This window comes from Hugonella massiliensis (assembly GCA_001486445.1).
GTDB lineage: Bacteria > Actinomycetota > Coriobacteriia > Coriobacteriales > Eggerthellaceae > Hugonella > Hugonella massiliensis.
The window spans coordinates 1,015,179-1,037,072 of sequence record LN908986.1; the positions used below are offsets into that span (position 1 = coordinate 1,015,179).

At 62.5% G+C, this 21,894-nt stretch carries 17 protein-coding genes and 5 tRNA genes; 6 read left to right on the forward strand and 16 right to left on the reverse strand.

Features of this window, described 5'->3' with window-relative positions; genetic code table 11:
• Positions 1-590: 590 nt before the first annotated feature.
• Genes BN3270_RS07050 through BN3270_RS07060 form a run of 3 tightly spaced genes read left to right on the forward strand, consistent with a single transcriptional unit; the run spans position 591 to position 2,841 of the window.
• On the forward strand, positions 591-1,046 hold the full coding sequence (locus BN3270_RS07050; protein ID WP_058986417.1) for a hypothetical protein: 456 nt from the start codon (positions 591-593) through the stop codon (positions 1,044-1,046).
• Complete coding sequence (locus tag BN3270_RS07055) at positions 1,043-2,200, forward strand: GAF domain-containing sensor histidine kinase (RefSeq protein ID WP_058986418.1); 1,158 nt, start codon at positions 1,043-1,045, stop codon at positions 2,198-2,200. The genes BN3270_RS07050 and BN3270_RS07055 overlap by 4 nt, the downstream gene beginning before the upstream one ends.
• Positions 2,197-2,841 carry a response regulator gene (locus tag BN3270_RS07060; RefSeq protein ID WP_058986419.1) on the forward strand — a complete coding sequence of 215 codons (645 nt, stop codon included), beginning with the start codon at positions 2,197-2,199 and terminating at the stop codon, positions 2,839-2,841. Before BN3270_RS07055 ends, BN3270_RS07060 begins: the two co-directional genes overlap by 4 nt.
• Before the next feature lie 75 nt (positions 2,842-2,916).
• Here BN3270_RS07060 and BN3270_RS07065 read toward each other — a convergent pair whose 3' ends face one another.
• The 5 genes from BN3270_RS07065 to BN3270_RS07085 form a co-directional block, all read right to left on the reverse strand.
• Complete coding sequence (locus BN3270_RS07065) at positions 2,917-3,795, reverse strand: 4Fe-4S binding protein (protein WP_058986420.1); 879 nt, start codon at positions 3,793-3,795, stop codon at positions 2,917-2,919.
• A 50-nt stretch (positions 3,796-3,845) separates the two neighbouring features.
• The gene (locus tag BN3270_RS07070; protein ID WP_058986421.1) at positions 3,846-4,124 is read right to left on the reverse strand and encodes a chaperone NapD; all 279 of its coding nucleotides are present in this window, start codon (positions 4,122-4,124) and stop codon (positions 3,846-3,848) included.
• A gap of 76 nt (positions 4,125-4,200) precedes the next feature.
• Entirely contained in the window at positions 4,201-4,566 is a 366-nt protein-coding gene (locus BN3270_RS07075; protein ID WP_058986422.1) for a nitrate reductase cytochrome c-type subunit, read from the reverse strand.
• Positions 4,567-4,579: 13 nt separating this feature from the next.
• A complete protein-coding gene (locus BN3270_RS07080; RefSeq protein WP_058986423.1) occupies positions 4,580-7,150 on the reverse strand; it encodes a molybdopterin-dependent oxidoreductase in 2,571 nt (856 codons plus the stop codon).
• A 63-nt stretch (positions 7,151-7,213) separates the two neighbouring features.
• On the reverse strand, positions 7,214-7,867 hold the full coding sequence (locus tag BN3270_RS07085) for a 4Fe-4S dicluster domain-containing protein (protein WP_271711955.1): 654 nt from the start codon (positions 7,865-7,867) through the stop codon (positions 7,214-7,216).
• Between the two features lie 391 nt (positions 7,868-8,258).
• On the opposite strand from BN3270_RS07085, the gene BN3270_RS07090 reads away from it, so the two are divergent.
• Complete coding sequence (locus BN3270_RS07090) at positions 8,259-11,582, forward strand: EAL domain-containing protein (protein ID WP_167551331.1); 3,324 nt, start codon at positions 8,259-8,261, stop codon at positions 11,580-11,582.
• Positions 11,583-11,723: 141 nt separating this feature from the next.
• Here the strand turns inward: BN3270_RS07090 and BN3270_RS07095 are convergent.
• The 5 genes from BN3270_RS07095 to BN3270_RS07115 all read right to left on the reverse strand — a co-directional run bounded on the left by BN3270_RS07095 (position 11,724) and on the right by BN3270_RS07115 (position 15,351).
• Positions 11,724-11,799, reverse strand: a tRNA-Lys gene (locus BN3270_RS07095).
• Between the two features lie 39 nt (positions 11,800-11,838).
• Positions 11,839-11,915 (reverse strand) — tRNA-His (locus BN3270_RS07100).
• Between the two features lie 214 nt (positions 11,916-12,129).
• Complete coding sequence (locus BN3270_RS07105; RefSeq protein ID WP_058986425.1) at positions 12,130-13,776, reverse strand: class I adenylate-forming enzyme family protein; 1,647 nt, start codon at positions 13,774-13,776, stop codon at positions 12,130-12,132.
• Between the two features lie 546 nt (positions 13,777-14,322).
• Positions 14,323-14,398, reverse strand: a tRNA-Lys gene (locus BN3270_RS07110).
• Between the two features lie 185 nt (positions 14,399-14,583).
• Positions 14,584-15,351, reverse strand: coding sequence for an SDR family NAD(P)-dependent oxidoreductase (locus tag BN3270_RS07115; protein WP_058986426.1), 768 nt, complete (start codon positions 15,349-15,351; stop codon positions 14,584-14,586).
• A 91-nt stretch (positions 15,352-15,442) separates the two neighbouring features.
• Between BN3270_RS07115 and BN3270_RS07120 the strand changes: the two genes are divergently transcribed.
• Positions 15,443-17,470 (forward strand): Na+/H+ antiporter, encoded by a 2,028-nt coding sequence (locus tag BN3270_RS07120; protein WP_058986427.1) that lies wholly within the window; start codon positions 15,443-15,445, stop codon positions 17,468-17,470.
• A gap of 9 nt (positions 17,471-17,479) precedes the next feature.
• Here BN3270_RS07120 and BN3270_RS07125 read toward each other — a convergent pair whose 3' ends face one another.
• The 3 genes from BN3270_RS07125 to BN3270_RS07135 form a co-directional block, all read right to left on the reverse strand.
• Positions 17,480-18,937, reverse strand: coding sequence for a sodium-dependent transporter (locus BN3270_RS07125; RefSeq protein ID WP_271711956.1), 1,458 nt, complete (start codon positions 18,935-18,937; stop codon positions 17,480-17,482).
• Between the two features lie 123 nt (positions 18,938-19,060).
• The gene (locus BN3270_RS07130) at positions 19,061-19,315 is read right to left on the reverse strand and encodes a heavy-metal-associated domain-containing protein (RefSeq protein WP_058986428.1); all 255 of its coding nucleotides are present in this window, start codon (positions 19,313-19,315) and stop codon (positions 19,061-19,063) included.
• Between the two features lie 95 nt (positions 19,316-19,410).
• Positions 19,411-19,662: a hypothetical protein gene (locus BN3270_RS07135; RefSeq protein WP_058986429.1), complete on the reverse strand. Its 252-nt coding sequence runs from the start codon at positions 19,660-19,662 to the stop codon at positions 19,411-19,413.
• 199 nt (positions 19,663-19,861) lie between these two features.
• Here BN3270_RS07135 and BN3270_RS07140 point away from each other — a divergent pair.
• Positions 19,862-19,937, forward strand: a tRNA-Gly gene (locus BN3270_RS07140).
• Positions 19,938-20,069: 132 nt separating this feature from the next.
• Here BN3270_RS07140 and BN3270_RS07145 read toward each other — a convergent pair.
• The 3 genes from BN3270_RS07145 to BN3270_RS07155 form a co-directional block, all read right to left on the reverse strand.
• On the reverse strand, positions 20,070-20,795 hold the full coding sequence (locus tag BN3270_RS07145; protein ID WP_271711957.1) for a DUF554 domain-containing protein: 726 nt from the start codon (positions 20,793-20,795) through the stop codon (positions 20,070-20,072).
• Between the two features lie 158 nt (positions 20,796-20,953).
• Positions 20,954-21,030 (reverse strand) — tRNA-Arg (locus BN3270_RS07150).
• A gap of 66 nt (positions 21,031-21,096) precedes the next feature.
• Entirely contained in the window at positions 21,097-21,822 is a 726-nt protein-coding gene (locus tag BN3270_RS07155; protein ID WP_058986430.1) for a B3/B4 domain-containing protein, read from the reverse strand.
• Positions 21,823-21,894: the final 72 nt, after the last annotated feature.

Consider the following 21,894-nt stretch of genomic DNA (forward strand, 5'->3'; position numbering starts at 1 on the left):
CGCGGCGATACGCGCGACCACACACCTGTGCGCGTACTGCGGAAAGGAGCCGACAACTCACTATACAACGTAAATTTGAGCGGGGCCTTCCTCTGGGTGAATCCACATAATCAAATGACCCGCCCGAATAATTCGGCCGGCACCGGCTTGCGGATTCCCTGCCCAGAAGATGTGCCGCCATGCGATTGCGCCCTTCCCCGCACCCGTTCGCATCGTTGCAGAACGCGCATGAGGAAAGCGAATCAACCGCCTACACACCATTGCACTGCAGTTTTTCATTATATGCAGAAAACGATAAGGTAACAAAGGACCGACGAAAGCTCTGTACGCTCTTTACATAAGATTGACGGCAATGACCTGCGCTTACACCGTTTAGCGCGCACCTGGCCGCAGGGGCCCCTCTTACGCAACCGAAAAGACATGATCCGCTCCCATCGGCCGGAGATGGCCGGCAAGGCGCGCCGCCGCCGCGCGCGCAAGCGTTGCACACGGGGCGCGCACCCACGATGACGGCCGATTCCGCGACCCCTTGCGAAAATTCCCTTCCCTGCGCGCGCCGACGTCCGCCCTACTCCCTATAATCAATTGCTATGAGCCAAGCAACAAAACAGACTACCCGCGCGCACCGCGCAGCACCGTGGGTCGCGCGCGCCTTGGTGGCTGCGGTCTTCGCGATCAACGTGCAATGCGCGCTGCAGTTCATAGTCGCTCCCGCCGCCTTCGCCCCCGCCTACCAGGTGGAAGGCCCCGGGGCGCTTGCCTTCGTACAAACAGTGGGCATCCTCTTCCTCATGTGGAACGCCGCCTACCTGCCCGTGATCGCCCAGCCTGGCCGCCATCGAGCCTGCTTCGCGGTGATCCTGGCGCAGCAGGCCCTCGGGCTCGCAGGGGAAACGGCCCTGCGCGCCGGCATGGGGCCCGACCTCGCTGCGCTTTCCGCTTCTATCGCGCGCTTCATCGCCTTCGACGCCGCAGGCCTCGTTTTGCTCGCCGTGGCGTTCTTCGTTTCCCTACCCCAACACCCCCAAATGAAAGGCCGATTATGACTGCCCCCGATTTCACCGACGCGCTCGAAGGCCTGCGTGCCCGTTTCGGATTCGATTTCGCCGCCTTCGGAAGCACCCCCGCAGAAGGCGGTGCCCTGCGCTGGGTGCAGGCATCGGGCGCCACCAGCAAGCGCTACCAGCGCATCATGCTCTCGCCCGGCCACGGCGTGGGCGGCGTCGTGCTTAAATCGGGCCGTGCGATGATCTCCACCGACATCGACCTGCAGCTCGACCCGCGCCAGTATTCCAGCTACCCCATCGTCTTCGCCGAAGACCTGCACAGCTTCTGCGCCCTGCCCCTGTTCGAAAACGGCACGGTGCGCGGGGTGCTGCTGTGCGCCTTCCGTTCGGTTTCGCCCGCCTACGCCGACGTCTTCGACGCGCTGATCGCCTCGCTCGCCGATGGCATCTGCGGCTTTTCGGTGGGAAGCGCCGAACCGCTGAACTTCGCGGCGCTCAACGCGTCCGGTTCGATGGAAGACGGCGGCGACGCCGTGGACGACATCACCCTCATGCAGATGCACCGAGCGCAGGAACAGGAGCGGCGCCGCATCTCGCGCCGTTTGCACGACGAGATCGGCCAAGAGCTGCTGAGCGTGTCGATGATGATCCGGCAGATTCCCTTCGCCAGCTCGCCCGACGCCGTGAAGGACCTGGCCGACCAGGCCACGGCCGAACTGACCGGCTGCATGCGCGACCTGAAGAATCTTTCGGTGGAACTGCGCCCGCTCGCCTTGGACGACCTGGGCCTGGGCCCCGCCCTGCGCACCCAGGCCAACCTCTACCGCGACACCTACGGCCCCCGCATCGAGGTGGACGACAACACGGGCGGCGCCCGCTTCCCCAAACTGGTGGAAACGCACGCCTACCGCATCGCCCAGGAAGCCATGCTCAACGCCTGCCGGTATTCGGGCAGCGACACGGTGAACGTGGCGATCGACCGCAACGCCGGCCAGCTGGAAGTGATCGTCTACGACCAGGGCTGCGGGTTCGACGCCCAGCAGCCTCAGATACAAGGCCACGGGAGCGGCTTGCAGGGCATGCGCGAACGTGCGAGCATCATCGGAGGAAGGCTCACGGTGCGTTCGAACGAAGACGGCACCACGGTGCTGTTGAAGGTGCCGCTGGCAAATGAAGAAGGGAGCCGCGCATGATCAGCGTGGTGATTGCAGACGACCACGAAGTCGTGAGGCAGGGCTTCGCGCTCATCATCAACGCCCAGAAGGACATGCAGGTGATGGGCACGGCCGCCGACGGCAACGAAGCCTACCGGGTGACGGGCAAGCTGAAACCCGACGTGCTCCTGCTGGACATTTCCATGCCGCCCGGGGAAAACGGGCTGGTGACCTGCGAGAAAATTGCGCGCGACTTCCCCGACACGCGCATCATCATGCTCACGATGTTCGAAGAGATCGACTACCTCTTCTACACCCTGCGCGGGGGCGCTTCGGGCTACATCTTGAAGAACGCGTCGACCGACGTGCTTTTAGCCGGCATCCGCAAGGTGGCCGCGGGCGGGGTCTACATCGAGCCCAGCATGGCCGCCGACCTCACCGAAAAGCTGCACGACGGCGCCATCGGCGAGAAGGACCCCTACCAGGTGCTTTCCAACCGCGAGCTGGAAGTCTTCTCGCTTCTGGCCCAGGGCTACACCAACAAGGAAATCGCCGGCAAGATCTTCATTTCGGTGAAGACCGTCGAAGCCCACCGGAGCAAGATCTATTCGAAATTGGGCATCACCACGCGCGCCGAGCTCGTGCACATTGCCCTCAAGCACCATTTGCTCGACTTGTAGCGCAAGAAAAGGCCCCCTCTGGCATGGAGCATGCCAGAGGGGGCCAATGAGTCAATCAAGCCTGAGCCTGTTGACTCAGTCCTTCTTGGTGCGGGTGGGGGCGGCGAAGCCGATCGACAGGGCCTTGGTGGGGCAGGTGTCGACGCACTTGCCACAGAGCATGCAGTCGCCCGCTTCGACGCGCTTGGTAGCGCCCGAAAGCACGCCATCGAGGATTTCGGGGTCGCACAGGCAGACCTGCTTGCATCGGTCGCAGTGGATGCAGGCGTCGTAGTCCATCTTCACGCTCACGGTACCCACGGTGCCCAAGGCTTCGTAGAAGCCGCCCAGAGGGCACAGGGCCCGGCACCACACGCGATGGCCCCATACCAGATCGACCACGATGATGCCCACGAAGGTGGCAAGGCCGGTGAGCGACCCGAAGAGCAGGCCCTTCGAGAAGAGGGAGATGGGGTTCACGGCTTCCCACACGAGCTGGCCCGTAACCGCGGCCACCACCAGGGCGCCCAGGGCCACCCACAGCTTCACGTGGCGCGGGCACCCGTGCTCGCGCACCTTGATGCCCAACTTAGCGCGCAGGGCGTCAAGGGGTTCGAGCACCAGGTTCACCGGGCAAGCCCAGCCGCAGAAGGCGCGGCCGCGCACGATGCCGTAGAGCAGGACAATGGGCAGCGCGCCCACCAGAGCCCCCACCACCACGTCTTTGCTCGCCATGATGGTCTCGAGCACGGCGAAGGGGTCGGCCAGTACCAGGCCCGCCAAGGTCGAAGACGAAAGGGACCCGAAGAAGGGCAGGGTCGAGGCAGTCTGGGCAAGCTCTTCGCTGCCGCTCGTGGCGCCCAAAAGCCCCTGCCCTACCGCCAGCGGCGGAATGCAGAACAAGGCCAGCACGAGCACCTGCACGACGTGACGGGCAAGCGAGATATGCCCTTTGCCTTTACGTTCGGTCGCCATTGCCTCTCTCCTCTTCTTTCCAAACACGGCCCTGCCAACGCGGGCCGCTGCTACTTCTGACTCTGCTGTTGACGGCGCTCCCACGCCGCCTGCAGTTCGGGGTCGTCTTCGAAATTCACGTAGATCAGGTTCACGTTCGAAACGCCCGGGATGCCGATGAACCCAGCCGCGACGTCGTGCGACTGGCGCGTGGTTTCGGTTTCGATGGTCACAACGATCTTGTAGCCTTCGTCGTTGTGTACTTCGACACCGGGAATCTTCGCCAGCTCTTCGGCCACCGCGTGCACCTTGCCCGGAGTCGTTTCGACCACAAGACTCGAAATAACCATTGAAATTGCTCCTTTACGGGGCCGGGCGGCTTGCGCGCCGCCCGGCCGGTTGGTTATGCGGGGTCCGAGCGCTGCGCTAGCGCGTCGACGGATCGTCGAGGGGATGGCACTGGATGCACTGCTCGCGTTCCGACGTCAGCTGGCCGTTGTGGTCGCCGTTCACGTAGTGGTCGTCGGGGATCTGGGTGGCATAGGCGTTCGTGGGATTGCCATCGGAATTGTAGCCGTGGCAGCCCAGGCAGCCCTTCACGCCCAGGGATTCCCAGCGACCCTGGTGGTCGTTGGCCGGCATAAGGGGCGGCTGGCCTTCCGCATAGGTGATGTCGTTGGTGGTGGCCAGCGACTTGGGCTGCGAAGAGCAGCCGGCAATCGCGAAGCCGAAGGCCATCGTGGCAACTATGACGCCCGCTACGAGCATCTTGGGCTTGTTCGTCGATTTCATGTTCGTACCCTCCTTAGGCCTTCTCGATCTTCACGCAGGTCTTCTTGAAGTCCGATTCCTTGGAAATGGGATCGTAGAGGTCTTCCACGATCTTGTTGATAAGGACGCGGTCGTCAAAGAAGGCGGCAAAGGTGTAGCCGGGCGAGCAGTCGAAGCGGTTGGCCGTGGTGGCCGTGATTTCGACCGACCCGTAGGGCGAGCTCACCTTGACGCGGTCGCCGTCGGCGATGCCGAGCTTGGAAGCGTCCTGGGCGTTCATGTAGATAAGTCCGTCGGGCACGGCGCGCTTGAGCTCGGGGATGCGCATGGTCATCGACCCGGTGTGCCAGTGCTCGAGCAGACGACCGGTGCAGAACCAGAAGGGATACTCGTCGCTGGGCTCCTGCGCCGGCGGCTCGTAGGGACGGAAGACGAAGCTGGGGCGCTGGTTGGGCGTCTTGTAGAAGGACAGGTCGCCGTACTTGCCCGGCGTGCCCATCTCTTCGACGCCGATCTTGTCGAAGCCGTCTTCCTGGCTGCCGCCGTCGTTGAAGCGCCACTTGGTGGGCACCCACTTGCCGTTGATCTCGCGCACGGGCCAGGTGAGGTCGTGCTGGTCGAAGTAGACGTCGTAGGGGGCGAGCTGCTTGGCCTTCATGTGCATGGGGCCGGCGAACTTACCGTCGGCGTTGGCGTCGATGGCCTTGGCCTTGTCGTTCATGTCGGGGTTCGAGAAGGTGCGGTACTCTTCCCACAGCAGGCGGTTGGTTTCGTGCATGTCGTTCTTGAAATCATGCGCGTTCTTGTCGTAGATCTGGCCGAACAGGGCGTCGAAGGCGTCGGCGTCGCCGATCTTCTCGCCGTCGAGCACGCGCAGGGCGACTTCCAGGAAGACCTTGTTGTCCCACCAGGCGTCGCCGGGGGCCTCGCAGGCCTTTTCGAAGACGGCGGTGTGACGTTCGCCGTTGCCGAACTGGCCTTCGCGTTCCATCCACATGGCCACGGGGAAGACCACGTCGGCGTACTGGGTGCTCTTGGTGGGATAGACTTCGTTGACTACCGTAAAGCAGCTGAAGATACCCTTGTACTCGTCCTTCAGACCCAGGAAGCGAGTGAGATTGGGCATCGACACGGCCCAGTTGTTGTGGGCGCTCCACAGGAAGTTGAGGTTGCCCTTAGACATCTCGCGGAACATCTTGACCGTGTGCATGCCCGGCGCCTTGATGGCGTCGAGATAGCCTTCGGGCAGGTTCCAGATGGCTTCGGTATAGCGGCGGTGCTGTTCGTTGGCCACCAAAAGGTCGGCCGGCAGGCGGTGGCAGAAGGAGCCCACCTCGCGGGCGGTGCCGCAGGCCGAGGGCTGGCCGGTCAGGCTGAAGGGGCCGTTGCCGGGCTTTGCGATCTTGCCTACCAGGAAGTGGATGTTGTAGATGCAGTGGTTCATCCACGTACCGCGGTTGTGCTGGTTCACGCCCATGGTCCACAGGGTCATGATCTTGCGGTTGGGGTCGGCGTATTCCTTGGCCAGCTCTTCGATGTCGGCCGCGGGCACGCCGGAAACCTGCGAGGCGTATTCCAGCGTGTAGGGCGCGAAACGCTCGACGATCTGGTCCCAGGTGGCAGGCGTGACGTCGTTGGCGGCAGCGCCGGCGGGCGTCTTGTCGTAGCCGTCGTCGAAGGCGTTGCCCAGGTTTTCGGTGCCCAGCTTGAACTGGATGTGGTCGTTTAGGAACTGCTGGTCGTAGAGGTTGTTCTGGATGATGTAGTTGCAGATGGCGTTGGCGATCGCGATGTCGCTGCCCGGGCTGAAGACCATCACCTTGTCGGCGTTGGCCGAGGTACGGGTCTTCACCGTGGTGAGGTCGTAGTGCTTCACGCTGTCGCTGCTCATCTTGTGGGCCATGAAGCGCGAGTAGAGCACCGGGTGGCATTCGGCCATATTGGCGCCCCAGGTGACGAAGGTGTCGGCCAGGTCGAGGTCTTCGTAGCAGCCGGCCGGTTCGTCGGTACCGAAGATGTTCATGAAGCCCATAACGGCGCTGGCCATGCACTGACGCGCGTTGCAGTCGACGTTGTTGGAAAGCAGGCCCGCCTTCCAGAACTTGTTGGTGAGGTAGCCTTCGGTGATGGGCTGCTGGCCGGAAAGCCATAGGCCGATCTTGCTCTTGTCGTCCTTCCACTGGGTGCGCAGCTTGTCTGCCACCAGGTCGAGGGCTTCGTCCCAGGTGGCTTCGCGCAGGCCGCCGTCGGTGCCCTTGGTGGAAGCGTCGTCGCGGATGAGGGGCTTGGTGAGGCGGTCCTCACCGGTGAGCAGTTCGCCCAGGTAGTAGCCCTTTACGCAGTTGAGGCCCTTGTTCGAGCAGTTGTCGGGGTCGCCGGCGACCGACACGATCTTGCCGTTCTTGGCCTGAACCGTGACGCCGCAGCCGGTGCCGCAGAAGCGGCAGACGCCCGTATAGGTGGTGGTGCCGTCTTTGCTGGCACCGGCCGAACTGCCCTTCTCGCTCGAGCAACCGGCAAGGGCGCCGGCACCCGCAGCGCCAGCAGCCGCCATGGCCAGCGACACCGCCGTTGCCTTGACGAAATTTCGCCTCGTGATCTCCATTTTCTTCCCTTTCTTCTTCCTGTTCTCTCCCTTTGCCCCGCCAGGGGCTTCCCTTTGCCGTCCCTAGCGGGAGGCAGCGTCAACGCGTGACCGATATTCGTCCATATCGGTCACGATGTGCACGGCTGGTACGTCGGTCACGCAACGTTCGACGCACAGGCCGCAGCCCGTGCAGGTGTCTTCGTGTATGACCGGCGCGAACACCATATGCTGAGCGTCGTGCGGGCGCTCGCGGAAATCGATGGTAATGGCCTCGTCGATGAGGGGGCAGGCGCGGTAGCACACCTCGCAGCGCATGCCGTCGAAGGCGATGCAGCTTTCCTCGTCGATGACCGCGGTGCCCATGCGGATGTCGCGGCGGTCGTCGAGGTGGTGCAGGGCTTCGGTGGGGCAGACGGCGATGCAGGGCAGGTCTTCGCACATGCGGCAGGCTTTCGCGCGCACGTCGAGGTAGGGCGTGGAGCTCTGCAGGCTGAAGACGTTGCGCACCGCGTGGATCGATTCGTAGGGGCACGCCTGGATGCACTTGCCGCAGCGGATGCAGCGGGCGTCGAAGTCTTCCGGGGTGCGCGCACCCGGCGGTCGCACGTAGCCCGTGTCGAAGACGTCGACATCGGCTTCGGCGGAACCAGCGCAGCCAGAGGCGCTTGCGCCCGCCGCCAATGCGGCCAGGGACACCACGCTGCCTCGTACGAAGTTTCGGCGGCTGAGGTTCACGTAATCCACCTCCCCTACGGGAAATCCCGTATATCAAGGGGGCGCCGCACCCTCTCTTTGCGGCGTCCCGTACTCCTGTAGATGTATTGTTGACTGTATCACGTAACCTACATATCGGGGTTTCCCCTATCGTCCACCAAGGGCAAACGGCCGCTCGCACGCCAAGATCGGGCAGCGGCAGCGTAGGAGGTGAAGCCACGCGTCCCAATCCGCTATAATCGAGGTAGCATTTTACGATAGGAAACACGCCGTCGTTGAGGAAGAAGCGCGCACGATGAAGCCTTCTTGCATTGATTCTGCCACCCGTCGATTCATCGAATCTTTGCCCGCCCCGCTTGTCGTATTCCGGCTTCAGCACGAGCACTCGCTTCCCCTTGTGATTTCACAGGGTATGCTCGACTTGCTCGGCGTGGACTCGCGCGAAATGGCGACGCGCATCATGGGGGTCGATTCCTGCCGCAACATCCACCCCGACGACGTCGCGCGTGTGGCCGAAAGCGTGCGCGAATTCATCGAAGGAGGGCGCCTGCTCGATCTCCTCTTCCGCAACAGGCGCGAGGGAGGCACCTCCTACCAGGTCATACACCTCACGGGGAGCCGCATCGGCGACCACGACGACCTAGCCGCCTTTTGGTGCACCGACGAGAGCGCCTCGCTCGCTTCCGCAAGCCCCGCCCAGGCTTCGCTCGCCACGCGCCTGGTGTCGCTGGCACCCATAGCGTCCGCCCAGCGGGCCTTCCGCTACGACGACCTCACGGGCCTGCCCAACTCACGGTATTTCAGCGAACGCATCGAAGAGGACGTCGGCCGCCTGATCGACGACGGTGCCCAACCCGTGATGCTCTACCTGGACTACAGCGACTTCAAAGAGTTCAACCGTCGCTACGGCTTCGACGAGGGCGATGCGCTCATCCGCGAAACGGGGCGGGTTCTACGCGCGCAGTTCGGCATCATCAATGCGTCGCGTCTGGAAAGCGACCACTACGCCTGCTTCACCGCGCGCGAAGGCCTTGAAGAGCGGCTCGACGCCCTTCTGAGCAATCTTGACCTCTGCAGCGTGGCGCATGGCCTGCCCGTGCGCATCGGCATCTACGAATACGCCTTCGAGCACGTCTCCCCCACCGAAGCGATCACCCGCGCCAAACTGGCCTGCGATTCCCTGAAAGGGCGCTCCGAAAGCGCCTACGCCTTCTTCAACCAGAAGATTCTCGATCGGGCCCAGCTGCGGTCGTTCGCCCTGGCCAACCTCGACCGCGCCTTCGAAGAGGGCTGGATCCGGGTCTACTACCAACCGGTGGTGCACACCCTTTCGCACACCGTGTGCGGCGCCGAGGCGCTCGCCCGCTGGGTCGACCCCGACCACGGCCTGCTCGCGCCCGCGGACTTCATACCTGCGCTCGAAGAGAGCGGGCAGATCTTCGACCTCGACCTCCATATGATCGAACTCGTCTGCCGCGACTATCGCAACGCCTTGGCCAATCATCGCGAGATTGCTTCTGTCTCCTTCAACCTGTCGCGCAAGGACCTGCAGCACGCCGACGTGGTCGAACGCATCACGCGGATCGTCGATTCCTACGAAGTGCCCCGGTCCATGCTCAACATCGAAATCACCGAAAGCGCCTTCGTCGAACGTTCCAAGGAAATAGAGCGCGTAATCGAGCGGTTCCACCGCGAGGGATTCCAGATTTGGATGGACGACTTCGGCACCGGCTACTCGTCGCTGGGCAACCTGAAGGATTACCGCTTCGACGAGCTGAAGATCGACATGAGCTTCCTGTCGAGCCAAACCGAAAAGGCGCGCGAGATCGTGCGGTCGACCGTGCGCATGGCCAAGCGCATCGGGATCGGCACCCTGGCCGAGGGTGTGGAAACCGAAGAGCAGTACCGTTTCCTCAAATCGATCGGCTGCGAAAAGGTGCAGGGCTACTATTTCGGCAAACCCCTGCCGGGCGCCGAACTGCGAGCCCACTGCGTCGCGCGGGGCTTTGCCCTGGAAACCACCCAAGACGAGCACTACTATCGAGCGCTTGCCCGCATCAACTACCAGACCGACGAGCCCATGTGCGTGACGGAAGACGACGGAGCGCGCTTTACCTTCCTTTTCACGAACGAAGGATACGACGAAGCGCTCGCCAAAGACGGCATTCCCAACTTGGCACGATGGGAGCAGGAGCTCAACGAGCACGGCGACCCCATGGCGATCTTCCACCGCTCCTTCGTCGACCAGAAGGTGCGGGCGCTCGGCGGCACGCAGACGATCACCTACCCTTCGGGCGACCACTACATGCAGCTGAAGGCGCGCCTTATCGCATCGACCGCCACCCACCGCGCCTACCAAGCGTGGCTGCGCTACGTGGAAATGGAATCCGATTCCGACGAAAGCCAGCGGATCGGGCAGCTTTCCGACCTCTACTACGTTTGCAACGACATCGTCGAATTCGACTTGGCCACCGATACGATCGACGTGTTGAAGTCGTCCCTTTCCAACCAGCCTATCGGGAAAAGCGACCACGTGAAGGGCATCGCCACAACGTTCGCTGCCTGGGAACGCGATTTCGTCTATCTGCCCGACCGAGCGCGGTTCCAGGATTTCTGCGACCCAGCCACGCTCGCCCAACGACTGGCAAAGGCGCCCAACAACCTGCTTGCGGCGCATTTCCGCAGCAAAAGCGCTCAGGGCGACTACCGCTGGCTCATCCACCTCGCCGTACCCGTGCCGAAAACCGACTTCACCCGCTTTCTTTACGTGACGCTCGAATCGGGCCTCACCCAGCAGGCCGTCACCCGCATCATGGCAAGCTTTTCGGAAGATGCCGACGCCGCCCGTGCTGCCGGGCCCCAGGCGGACGCCGACGCCATGACCTCGGCGATTCTCTGGGAAAACGAGCTTTCCTACAGCTACTGGAAATTCTTCTGGAAGGACCGCAACCGCCGGTTCGCGGGCGCGAGCCAAAGCTTTTTGGATTTCTACGGGATCGCGTCAATCGACGAGCTCTTGGGCAAGACCGATGAGGAAATGGGCTGGCACATCAACGATGAGCCCTACCGGAAACAGGAAGAGAGCGTCATCGCCCAGGGCCGCCCGGCGCACAACATCGTCGTGAATTGTATCGTACAGGGGTCCGTTCACACGCTCATCGTCGACAAGACGCCTATCTTCCGCGACGGGAAGATCGTGGGCCTCATGGGGGCTTTCTTCGATGCGGACGCGCTGACCGATGCCGCGGAGAGAGCCTTCTCTATGATGCACACCGACCCCGTGACGGGCCTATCCAACGCCATGAGCATCGCCGAGGGCATTACCCGCTACCTGGAAGAGCTCTGGGGCCATAAGAACCGCTACGCGATCATCCGCGTGTTCGTGAAGGAATACGGGGTCTTCAGCCAGCTGTACGGAAAGGAAGCGGGCGACGAACTGCTGCGTGCCATCGGGACCTGCCTGAAAGAGGTGTTCGGCAACAACGCGGTGATCGGGCGCCTGGTCGACAGCCAGTTCATCGTGCTGACGGCCTTCAAGGAAGCAGAGGCGATGAAGGAGAAAACCGACCAGGTGCATGAGCGCATCGGGGCCATTCGGTCGGTCGGCGAATGGCGCTGCACCTGCACGGCACAGATCACCATGTCCCTGTCGTCAGAGGGCAACGATACCGAAGGCCGGTACGCCAACTTCATCTACCAGGCCATTTCCGAGTATCTGGGCGGTATGGACGTATAGGGGCCGGCGCCGGCCTCGCGCAGGCGGGGCTGGCGCCTGAGCTTAACGCGTTTCCACCTCATCGGTTCGAGTCCCCGACTAACCGTTCGTGCGAACCGCCCCACAACGAAAAAGCTCCCTTGCGGGAGCCTTGATGCGAAATGGTGGACCGTCGGGGACTCGAACCCCGGACCTTGGGATTAAGAGTCCCCTGCTCTACCAACTAAGCTAACGGTCCATGAAAAGCTTCTTGCGAAGCGAAATGTCAAAGGCGCGCTGGGGTGGATAGTGAGACTTGAACTCACGACCTCCAGAGCCACAATCTGGCGTTCTAGCCAACTGAACTACATCCACCGTGGCGCGAATACATACTTTACGGTACCGCCACGATTGATGCAAGAAGAAAATGCGGCTTCGCGATTTCTCCAAAAGTTTCCAAGCAAACGGGCCGACGCATGCTTACCGCACGCATCGGCCCGCCCACCTGCGAGGTATCCGCGAGCGGGGCCCGGCCGCCCGCGCCTCGGGCACGCGACAATCCGGCCCCACGCCCGCAGAGCTTCCCCGCCTATTCCTTGTTCTCGCGTTCCACCAGGCGCTCGGCGCCGTAGCGCTTGCGCAGCAGGGGCTTTTCGATCTTGCCCGTGGGGTTGCGCGGCACGTCGGCGAAGATGTAGCGGCGCGGGCGCTTGTAGCGCGGCAGCGCCAGGCAGAATTGCTGCATCTCGTCTTCCGTAAGCTCCTCGCCGGGCTTGGCTTCCACCACCGCGCAGGCAATCTCGCCCAGGCGCTCGTTGGGGATGCCGATCACGGCCACGTCCTTCACCTTGGGATTGGTGCGGATGAAATCTTCGATCTGCACTGGATAGAGGTTTTCGCCGCCGGAGATGATGACGTCCTTCTTGCGGTCGACGAGCCAGATGAAGCCGTCGGCGTCGATTTCGGCCATGTCGCCGGTGTAGAGCCAGCCGTCGCGCAGGGTTTCGGCCGTGGCTTCGGGATTCTTGTAGTAGCCCACCATGACGCCGTCGCCCTTCAGGCAGAGCTCGCCCACCTCGCCCGATCCGGGTTCGACGCAGGTGCCGTCGTCCATGCGGACTTCGGCCTGCCAGCCGTAGCCGGGGACGCCGATTGCGCCCACGTGGTCGATGTTGCCCACGCCCAAGTGCACGCTGCCGGGCCCGATGCCTTCCGAAAGACCGTAGTTGGTGTCGTATTCGTGGTGCGGAAAGTAGCGGCGCCAGCGCTCGATGAGCGAATGCGGCACAGGCTGCGCGCCGATGTGCATGAGGCGCCACTGGTCGAGCCGGTAGTCGGACAGACTCAGGGTGCCGTCTTCGATCGCGTCGAGAATGTCCTGTGCCCAGGGAACGAGGAGCCATACGATGGTGCAGCCTTCTTCCGACACGGTGCGCAGAATCCATTCGGGACGCACGCCGCGCAGGATGACCGCACGCGAGCAGCTCACGAGCGAACCGAACCAGTGCATTTTGGCACCCGTGTGATAGAGCGGCGGAATGAGCAGGAAGCAGTCGTCACGCGTCTGGCTGTGGTGCTTCTGCTCGGTGATTGCCGCGCGCATGAGGGCGCGGTGCTTGTGCAGGATCGCCTTGGGGAAGCCGGTCGTGCCGCTCGAGAAATAAATGGCGGCCAGGTCGTCATCGTCGAGGTCGATGCCCGGGTCTTCCGTGGTGAAATGGCGGATGCGCATGGCGTAGCTGTCGGCGAAGGAAGGGCAGGTGTCTTCGTCACCCACGTAGTAGGCGCGGTCGACCCCGGGCAGCTGGCCCACGAGGGCTTCCATGCGGCCGATGAATTCGAAACCGAAGACGATCGTCGACACATCGGCGAGTTCGACGCAGTACTTGATCTCATCGGAGGAATACCGGTAGTTCAGGGGGACCACGATGGCGCCGGCCTTCAGCACGCCGAAGTAGATGGGCAGCCAGTCGAGGCAGTTCATGAGCAGGACGGCGACCTTGTCACCGCGCTTGACGCCCTGGTCGATGAGCAGGTGGGCGAAACGGTTGGCGCGATCGTTGAAGACCTTCCAGGTCATGGTGCGACGGTACTTCTTCGCCGGGTTCGTTTCGACGAGCTCGTATTCGCGCCAGGTGACGCCGCGCGCTTCGCGCAGGCCCGGGTTGACCTCGACGAGGGCGATTTCGTCGGGGTGCGTTTGGGCGTTCTTCATGAGGAAATCGGTGATGGGCATGGGACCCTGAACCTCCACGTTCGATTGCGTAATGAGTTTCAGTATAGCCAACTCGTCAGCGTGCAGCGGGCGCGTTGTGGATGCAACGGAAGAACGGATCCAAGGACGCTCGATACGCGACAATCGGGCACGAGGGCGAAAAACGGGCGATGCACTGCGGCTGTGCGTCCGCAGTCACGGGACCGGAGGAGCAAGGCTGGCAGAGATTGATCGAAGTGCAGCAAAAATCAGACGCCCGTGTCACAGATGTGCCGATGTGCAGCATGGGGTTTTCCGTTGGTGGCAGAGATGAGCCGATGTGCAGCATAGAAACTGCTGCACATCGGCTCATCTCTGCCATTGGATTAATTAGCCTGCTGCACATCGGTATATCTGTGCCATGCGAATGCGAAATATGCTGCATATCGATGCTTCTCTACCAGAGGGGCGAAACGCCAGCGAATATGCGAGCGTCCATGGGAGGAAGGGGGTTCGAGTCCCCGACTCAACGTTGCTGAAGACCTTCCGAAAATGAAAAAGCCCCTTTACAGGGGCATTCATGCAAAATGGTGGACCGTCGGGGACTCGAACCCCGGACCTTGGGATTAAGAGTCCCCTGCTCTACCAACTAAGCTAACGGTCCAAGAAAAAGTATGTCGTGCGCAAAGCGCTTTGCTATTGTAACGCGCGGGTTTCGGAATGCAAGGGGGAATTTCGAGCCTCCACGATTGACCGCGCCCGGGGGCCCACGGCCGAACATCGCAGGAAGACTGCGCAGCACATAGCGATAGCCTAGAGGGGCCCGAAGCAGAGCACCGTGGCCGGCACCTACAGCCGGCGCACGCCCTCCCAACCGGCGATCGTGATGCAGTGGGGCAAGAACTTCCCCACGATGCGCAGGAAGAAGGCGGGCACGCCGCAGCAGGCGATAGCGAAATGCATCCGGTTGGCGCGAAGCGCCCGCAGCACTACCGTTTCGGGCTTCTGCGCCAAGGGAAAATGACGGATATCCCCCGCCCCGGCACCCCTTGTGGCCACGCTCACGAATTCGGTACGTACCCAGGCCGGGCACACCGCCGTCGCGCAGATGCCCGTGCCGAAAAGCTCCCAGCGCAGCGAGCGCGTATAGCTCTGCACGAAGGCCTTCGAAGCCGCGTAGACGTTCAAGTGCGGGAGCGGCGTGAACGCCGAACACGACGCGAGCTCGATGACGTGCCCACCGCGCACCATGTGCGGCAGCACGAGCTGAGTCATACGCACGAGGGCCCGGCAGTTCACGTCAATCATCGCGTCGACGCTGGCCTGCGGCACGGTTTTCCAGGTGCCGATCTCCCCTAGCCCCGCCGCGTTCACCAGGTAGAGCACCTGGGGCGCCTCGCGGGCGAGCAGCGTGTTAAGTTCGTCGAAGGATTCATCGGCCGCCAGGTCGAGCGCAAGTGCACGCACGGGCACCACCGTTTCGGCGGCCAGCTGGGCAAGCCGGTCGGCCCGGCGCGCGATTGCCCACACCTCGTCGACCTCGCAGCGCTCGGCGATTGCGCGTACGAAGGCGCGCCCCATGCCCGACGAGGCCCCCGTCACGATTGCAACGACCATGTTTTGTTTCCTCCTTGAAAACGCCCCGCCCGAAGCGCCTGCTACTAATAGAATGAGTATACGGTCGCCTCTACCCACGAATTGGGAGTTCATGGAAACTTTCGAGCTCATCGTCCTTCTGCTCGCTGCGGTGCTCGCCTCCGCCGCGCTCGAACAGGTCATCCCCCGCGTGTCACTGCCGCTCATTCAGATCGCCATAGGCTTTCTGATGGCGCTCGCGCAGATCACGCCCGGGAACATCCAACTCGCCCCGGAATTCTTCCTCGTCGTCTTCATCGCACCCCTGCTCTTCCACGATGCGATGGAAGCCGATAAGCACGCCCTTTGGCGCAACCGCAACCTCATCCTTTCGCTCGCGATCGGCCTGGTCCTCGCGATCATGCTCACGGTAGGCTTCGCGATCAACCTACTCGAACCGTCGATTCCGCTCGCCGCGGCCTTCGCCCTGGGCGCGGCCTTGGGCCCCACCGACGCCGTGGCCGTGGCCAGCCTATCGAAAGTCGCCAAGCTCACGCGCACCGAAAGCGCCCTGCTGTCGGGCGAATCGCTCTTGAACGACGCATCGGGCGTCGTGGCCTTCCAGTTCGCGACCGCCGCCGCCGTGACCGGCGCCTTCTCGCTGGCCCAAGCCACCACCACCCTGGTGACCATGTTCGTAGGCGGAATCGCGCTGGGAGCTGTGCTTGGCTGGATCGGCCACACAATCCGCAACGGGGCGCGCAGCCTGGGCCTCGATTCCACGACCTTCCACGTGCTCTTCGAAATCGCCATGCCCTTCATCGTCTACCTCCTTTCGGAAAGAGTGGGCGTGAGCGGTATCCTTGCCGTCGTCGCCGCGGGCATCACGATGACCGTCTTCACCGACCGCAAAATTGGGCCGGCCCTGTCGGAGCTTTCGATCGTGTCGCAGAGCGTGTGGAACGTGCTTTCGTTCGCCCTGAACGGCCTGGTCTTCACCCTGCTCGGCATGCAGCTGCCCAACGCAATGCAGGACACCTGGGACGACGTGACCATCGGCAACAGCACGATCATCCTCTACATCGTGGCGATAACCGCGATCCTGTTCTTGGTGCGCTTCCTGTGGGTGCTCGCGATGAACTACCTGGCCAAAGACCCTGAAACGGGCGGCCGGTTCGCCACCGAGGAGGGCCACGTCCGTTCGGCCCTGGTGACCACGATCGGCGGCGCCAAAGGCGCGGTGACGCTTTCGGTGATCTTCTCGACCCCGCTGCTCTTGGCCGACGGCACCACCTTCCCCCAACGCGACCTGCTCATCTTCCTCGCGTCGGGCGTCATCTTGCTCACGCTGGCACTAGCCAATTTCCTCTTGCCCATTTTGGCCCCCAACAAACAGGCCACCTCCGAGGAGCTTGCCGAAGAGCAGGCGCAGGCGAAAATCGAAATTCTCCGCGCGGTCATCGACCGTTTAGCCGCCCTGCGCACGAGAGAGAATAGCCGGCCGGTCATGGCGGTCATCAGTTCCTACAACCACCGCATCGACCGCCTGCGCAGCGAGGCAGACCTCGAAGACGAGGACACCACCGCCCTGCGTATAGACGTGGTGAACCACCAGCTCAACTTCGTGGCGAGCAAGATGGAAGCCGGCGAGATCGGCGACTGGGAAGGCTTCAAGTACATCGAGCGCCTGAGTCAGGCCAAAAAATATCTGAAGAAGGCCGACGACAAGACCTTCGACCTGCAGCGGCTCCATCGATGGAAGAACCGTCTGCGCAGCCGCATCAGCCGCCTTCGCACCCACGCCACCGATTCGGAAGAGGCCCAGCTTTTACTCGAAGTGCAGATCTGCAGCCAGGAAGAGGCGATTCGCTACCTGTCGCACCTCTTCCAGTCGAACGACGACACCTACACGACCGACGCCCTCACGCGCGTGATGCTCACCTACCGCCAGGCCCTGCGCGCGGCGCAGGCCTCGCGCCCGAGCGTGACCGCGTACACGCACGTGACCGACAAGATGTACACCGTGGAGCGCACGGCCTATACGATCGAGCTCGACGAGATCCAGAAGGCGCTTGACGAAGGCAAGATCAGCCGCAAGTACGCCAAATCGCTGCGCGACAGCGTCTATCTGATGCTCGTCGACCTCGAAATGGATTTGTAGGGCGCAGCGCTAGGACAGGCCGAACCAGACGGCCACTTTGGGGGCATAGCCCATGACGAAGATGATCGCGATGAGCACGGGAATGCCGTAGGCAATCCAGCCGCGCGCCCAGGCGGGGAACTTCAGGCCCTGGCCCGTATCAGCTTCGGCGAGGAAGCCCTTCCAGCCCCAGCCCGCCTTCCGCGTGCAGAAGAGCACGTAGACCAAGCCGCCCAAAGGCAAGAGGTTGTTGGACATGATGAAGTCCTCGAGCGACTGGATGTCGCCGATTGCCGGCACCGTGAAGCCGCTCCACACGTTGAAACCGAGCGCGCAGGGGAAGCTGAGCACGGTCACCAAAAAGGCCGTGCGAATGACCGACGTGCGGCGGCTCCAACCCCACTTGTCCATCGAGAAGCTGATGAGGTTTTCGAAGACGGCGATGATCGTCGACAGGGCGGCGAAGCTCATGAAGACGAAGAAGAGGCCGCCCCACAGCTGGCCCAGGGGCATCTGGGCGAACACGTTGGGCAGGGTGACGAAGACGAGGCTGGGGCCGGCGCCCGGTTCGACCCCGAAGGCAAAGCAGGCCGGGAAGATGATGAGGCCGGCCATGAAGGCCACAAAGGTGTCGAGGGCCGTGACGCGCACCGCTTCACCGGTGAGCGATCGCTCCTTGCCGATGTAGCTGCCAAAGATTTCCATCGACGACATGCCGATCGAAAGCGTGAAGAAGGCCTGGCCAAGGGCCGCGTAGACGGCGTTCCCGAAGGTGCCCATCTGCTCGGCAGGCGTTGAGCCGGCGAAAAGGTGGCCGAAATCGGGCACCAGGTAGAACTCCAGGCCCCCTTCGGCCCCGGGCAAGGTAACCGATCGCACCACGAGCACGACGAGCACCGCGAGGAGGGCGACCATCATGACCTTGGTCACGCGTTCCACGCCCTTCTGCAGGCCCAAACTGCACACCAGGAAACCGATGACGGTCGCGGCAAGCATCCAGCCGATGAGCTGGGAGGGATCGGCGAGGACCCCGTCGAACACAGCGCTCGTTGCCTGCGCGTCGAGACCGTTCATTTCGCCCGAGAACATCTTCACGACGTAATTAAGCATCCAGCCGCAGACCGTGGTGTAGAACATCATGAGCAGCATGTTGCCCGCATAGGCAGCCCACGAATAGAAATGCCACTTTCGGCTGGGCTGCAGGACGTCCATGGCGAGCGCGGCAGACTTCTGGCTTGCGCGACCCACCGAAAACTCCATCACAAGGATGGGAATACCAAGCAGGATCAAAAAGACCAGGTAGATGAGGACGAAGGCAGCTCCGCCGTATTGGCCGGTGATATAGGGAAAGCGCCAGACGTTGCCCAGGCCGATGGCGCAGCCGGCCGAGATAAGGATGAAGCCGAGCCGAGACGCGAAACGCTCGCGCGGAGCCACGGCCCCTTCCACGAGCGTTTCGTTTGCCGGCGTAGTCGATTCTTTCGACACAAGCGCCCCTTTCGCTATGCGATAGGTATCAATTCACAAAGAGCGATTGTACCGCACCGATGACCGCTATCGGCTATCGAGACCGAGAAAGGGGGATTTGCACGACGAAGGGCCGATGCGTGCTTATTTTCCGAAGCCGAACAGACCCTTCTTTTCGTACTGCTTCGAATCGACCGCAAGGACCTCGTAGCCGGTGTCGGCGAGAGCGCCTTCGAGTTGCGCCTTGGTGATGGGCAGTTCGGACACGATGGTGGTGGTGTTCTTCTCGTGCGAAGACGTGACCTTCTTGACATCGAAATGCGCGCGCACGGCTTCGTTCACATGGGCCTCGCAGTGGCCGCACATCATGCCGTCGATCTTCGCGGTGGTTTCGTACATAGCGAACTTCCCTTCGATTGAGCGGTGGGCATATACCCCACCCCGGTATGTCATAGAAGAGCATGCACCTGTTCGATCTGAATGGCAAGCGAAAGTTAGGCGATGCGCGGCAGGGGCACATCGGTTTCGGGAGCACGGCCCACGATGCGGATGCGCTCGTCGGCGAGGGAGATGCGATGGTAGGCGCCGTCGGACTCCTGGACGAACGTACGGCCGCGCCAATCGCGGAAGACCATCTTGGTGATGAGCGCGCCCGATTCGTCGAAATAGCGCACGACCCGACGCATGTCGCGCTCCACTTCCACCGAGCGACCGTTGACGCGAATGATACCCGTGATGAATTCCATGGCGATCCCTTTCCTTTGCTTCAGATGATGGGTACATCCTAGGCGTGGTCGAGGGTCTACGTGTACGTATTTGAGTACAACTGAATATTCATCTTTCGAAAATAAAGGCTGTGGCCTGCACCAACGAGCGAAGTAAAAGTTTTTTCAAACTAGGGGCTTGCGCAGTTCGCTCAGCCCCCTATAATACTATCTTGCTGACGCGGAGTTGGCTCAGTTGGTAGAGCACCACCTTGCCAAGGTGGGGGTCGCGGGTTCGAATCCCGTACTCCGCTCCATGTGCGTACGAAATCCCCGGTTGTTCGTCAACCGGGGATTTTTTTGTGCGCGCCTGCATGTTGGGCCCTGCCCCACCTCACTGGAATTCACCGCTGTATGCAGCATGCGAAAGGGGGCATGAGAGGCCACTATCAAAGCGCGAGGGGCAGGTAGGCGCACACCGGCGCCAAGACGAGCGCGGGGAGCATGTTGAGCACGGCGATCCTGTCGCCCCACACCAGGTTCACGCCCACGCAGAAGATCACGACCGACCCCACCAGGCTCAGGTAGGCAAGAGCCGTATCGGTGAAGAAGGGCCCCGCGAGAAGGGCGATCGCGGTCACGCTCCCCTGCACCACCCCCACGGACAAGGCGGAAAACATGCAGCCCCGCCCCAGCGTGCAGGCCATCGAGAGCACAATCACGCAGTCGAGAATCGCCTTGGTACAGAGCACCGAAATATCGCCGAGCAGGGCGTCGTCCACGGCGCCCACCACGGCCATGGCGCCTACGGCGACCGTCATCGAGGCGGTCACGAAGCCGTCGACAAACGTCACGTCGCCGGCGTTGCCCGTCTTCGCCTTGAGCCATTCCCCGAACCGCGTCACCCATGCGTCGAAGCCGCAGGCCTCCCCTATCAGCGTTCCCAACACGATGCAGACGACGACGAGCATGGAATGCTGGGTGCCGAAGGTCCCGCCGCTCTGGGTGAGCATGCCGGCGACCGCACCCGAAATGCCAATGAAGAGGACCACGACGCCGTTGGCCTTGAGCAAGGCCTCCCTCATATGGGTCGACATGCGCTCTCCCACGAACATGCCGGCAAGGCCGCCCACGACGATGGCGGCCATGTTGATGAGCGTGCCCACACCAGGCATGCGCAACCTCCCTCTGCGAAGCGCTGCAACCGCTTGCCCGCAGCGCCCAGGCGGCAGGGGCTACGGCTAGCCGTCAGCCCCCTGCGGGCGAGCCTGCCGCTTTCCCGCACATACAAAACCAGCCCAGAAGCATTCCTGCCTCTGAGCTGGGATTTTGCTGGTGCGCCCAGTAGGATTCGAACCTACGACCGTCGGATTAGAAGTCCGATGCTCTATCCAGCTGAGCCATGGGCGCAAAGATGCGCATATCCGCGCGACAGTAGGGATTCTACCGCAAACTGTGCGGAAAGGGACGAGAAGCCTAAGCGACGATCGTCATTTCGGGGTCGTCCTTGGTCACGATCTGCTTTGCGGCAATCGTGGCACCCAGGTAACGCTCGATAAGGTTGGCGAACTCGTCGATCGCGGCGCGCAGGTCATCGACGCGCTCGGGGTCGACGCATTCGATGATGAGGAAGGCATTCTTGGAATCGTCGGTGAGGGCCGTGCGCACGCCGTCGCGCCAATTCCAGCAACGGCAGATCGCGCCCGCGTCGTCGCGATAGCAGAGCTCGCCGGGCAGGGTGGGCTCGTCTTCGTCTTCGCCCAGCGGGCGGAAGGCGTCACCGCCTTCGGTGATGCCCAGACGCACGTCGCCCTCGAAGGCGTCGATGTCCTCCCCGCCCACGGGCAGGGCGTATTTCAGGGAAATCGCGTTGTAGATGTCCACCGACGGCGTGATGCTGCCCACGGGGTTGCCCTTGAGCACGCGCTTGAGCAGGTTCTCGACCGAGCAGCGCGCCCCCTTTTTGGTCTTGAACTTCCGATAGGCCTCACGCCAGACGGCGACAACCTCGTTCTGCGAAATCGTGTTGCTTTCCAGATGCTGGTCGGCCGCGGCGTTGGCCTCGCGCAGAAGGCCGGCGATGGCCTGGGCGTCGGCTTCGGGCACCTGGTCGGTGCTCTTCATGCCCTTGGCCACGACGATGCCGATGGCGGCATCAGGGAAAAGGTCCCAGAAGGATTCTTCGGCGATGAATTTCTGCATATGATGCTCCTTTGCTTCAGCGACGATGGCGACCATCGTCGACAGATACCTATTGTACCAATGGCGAAAACA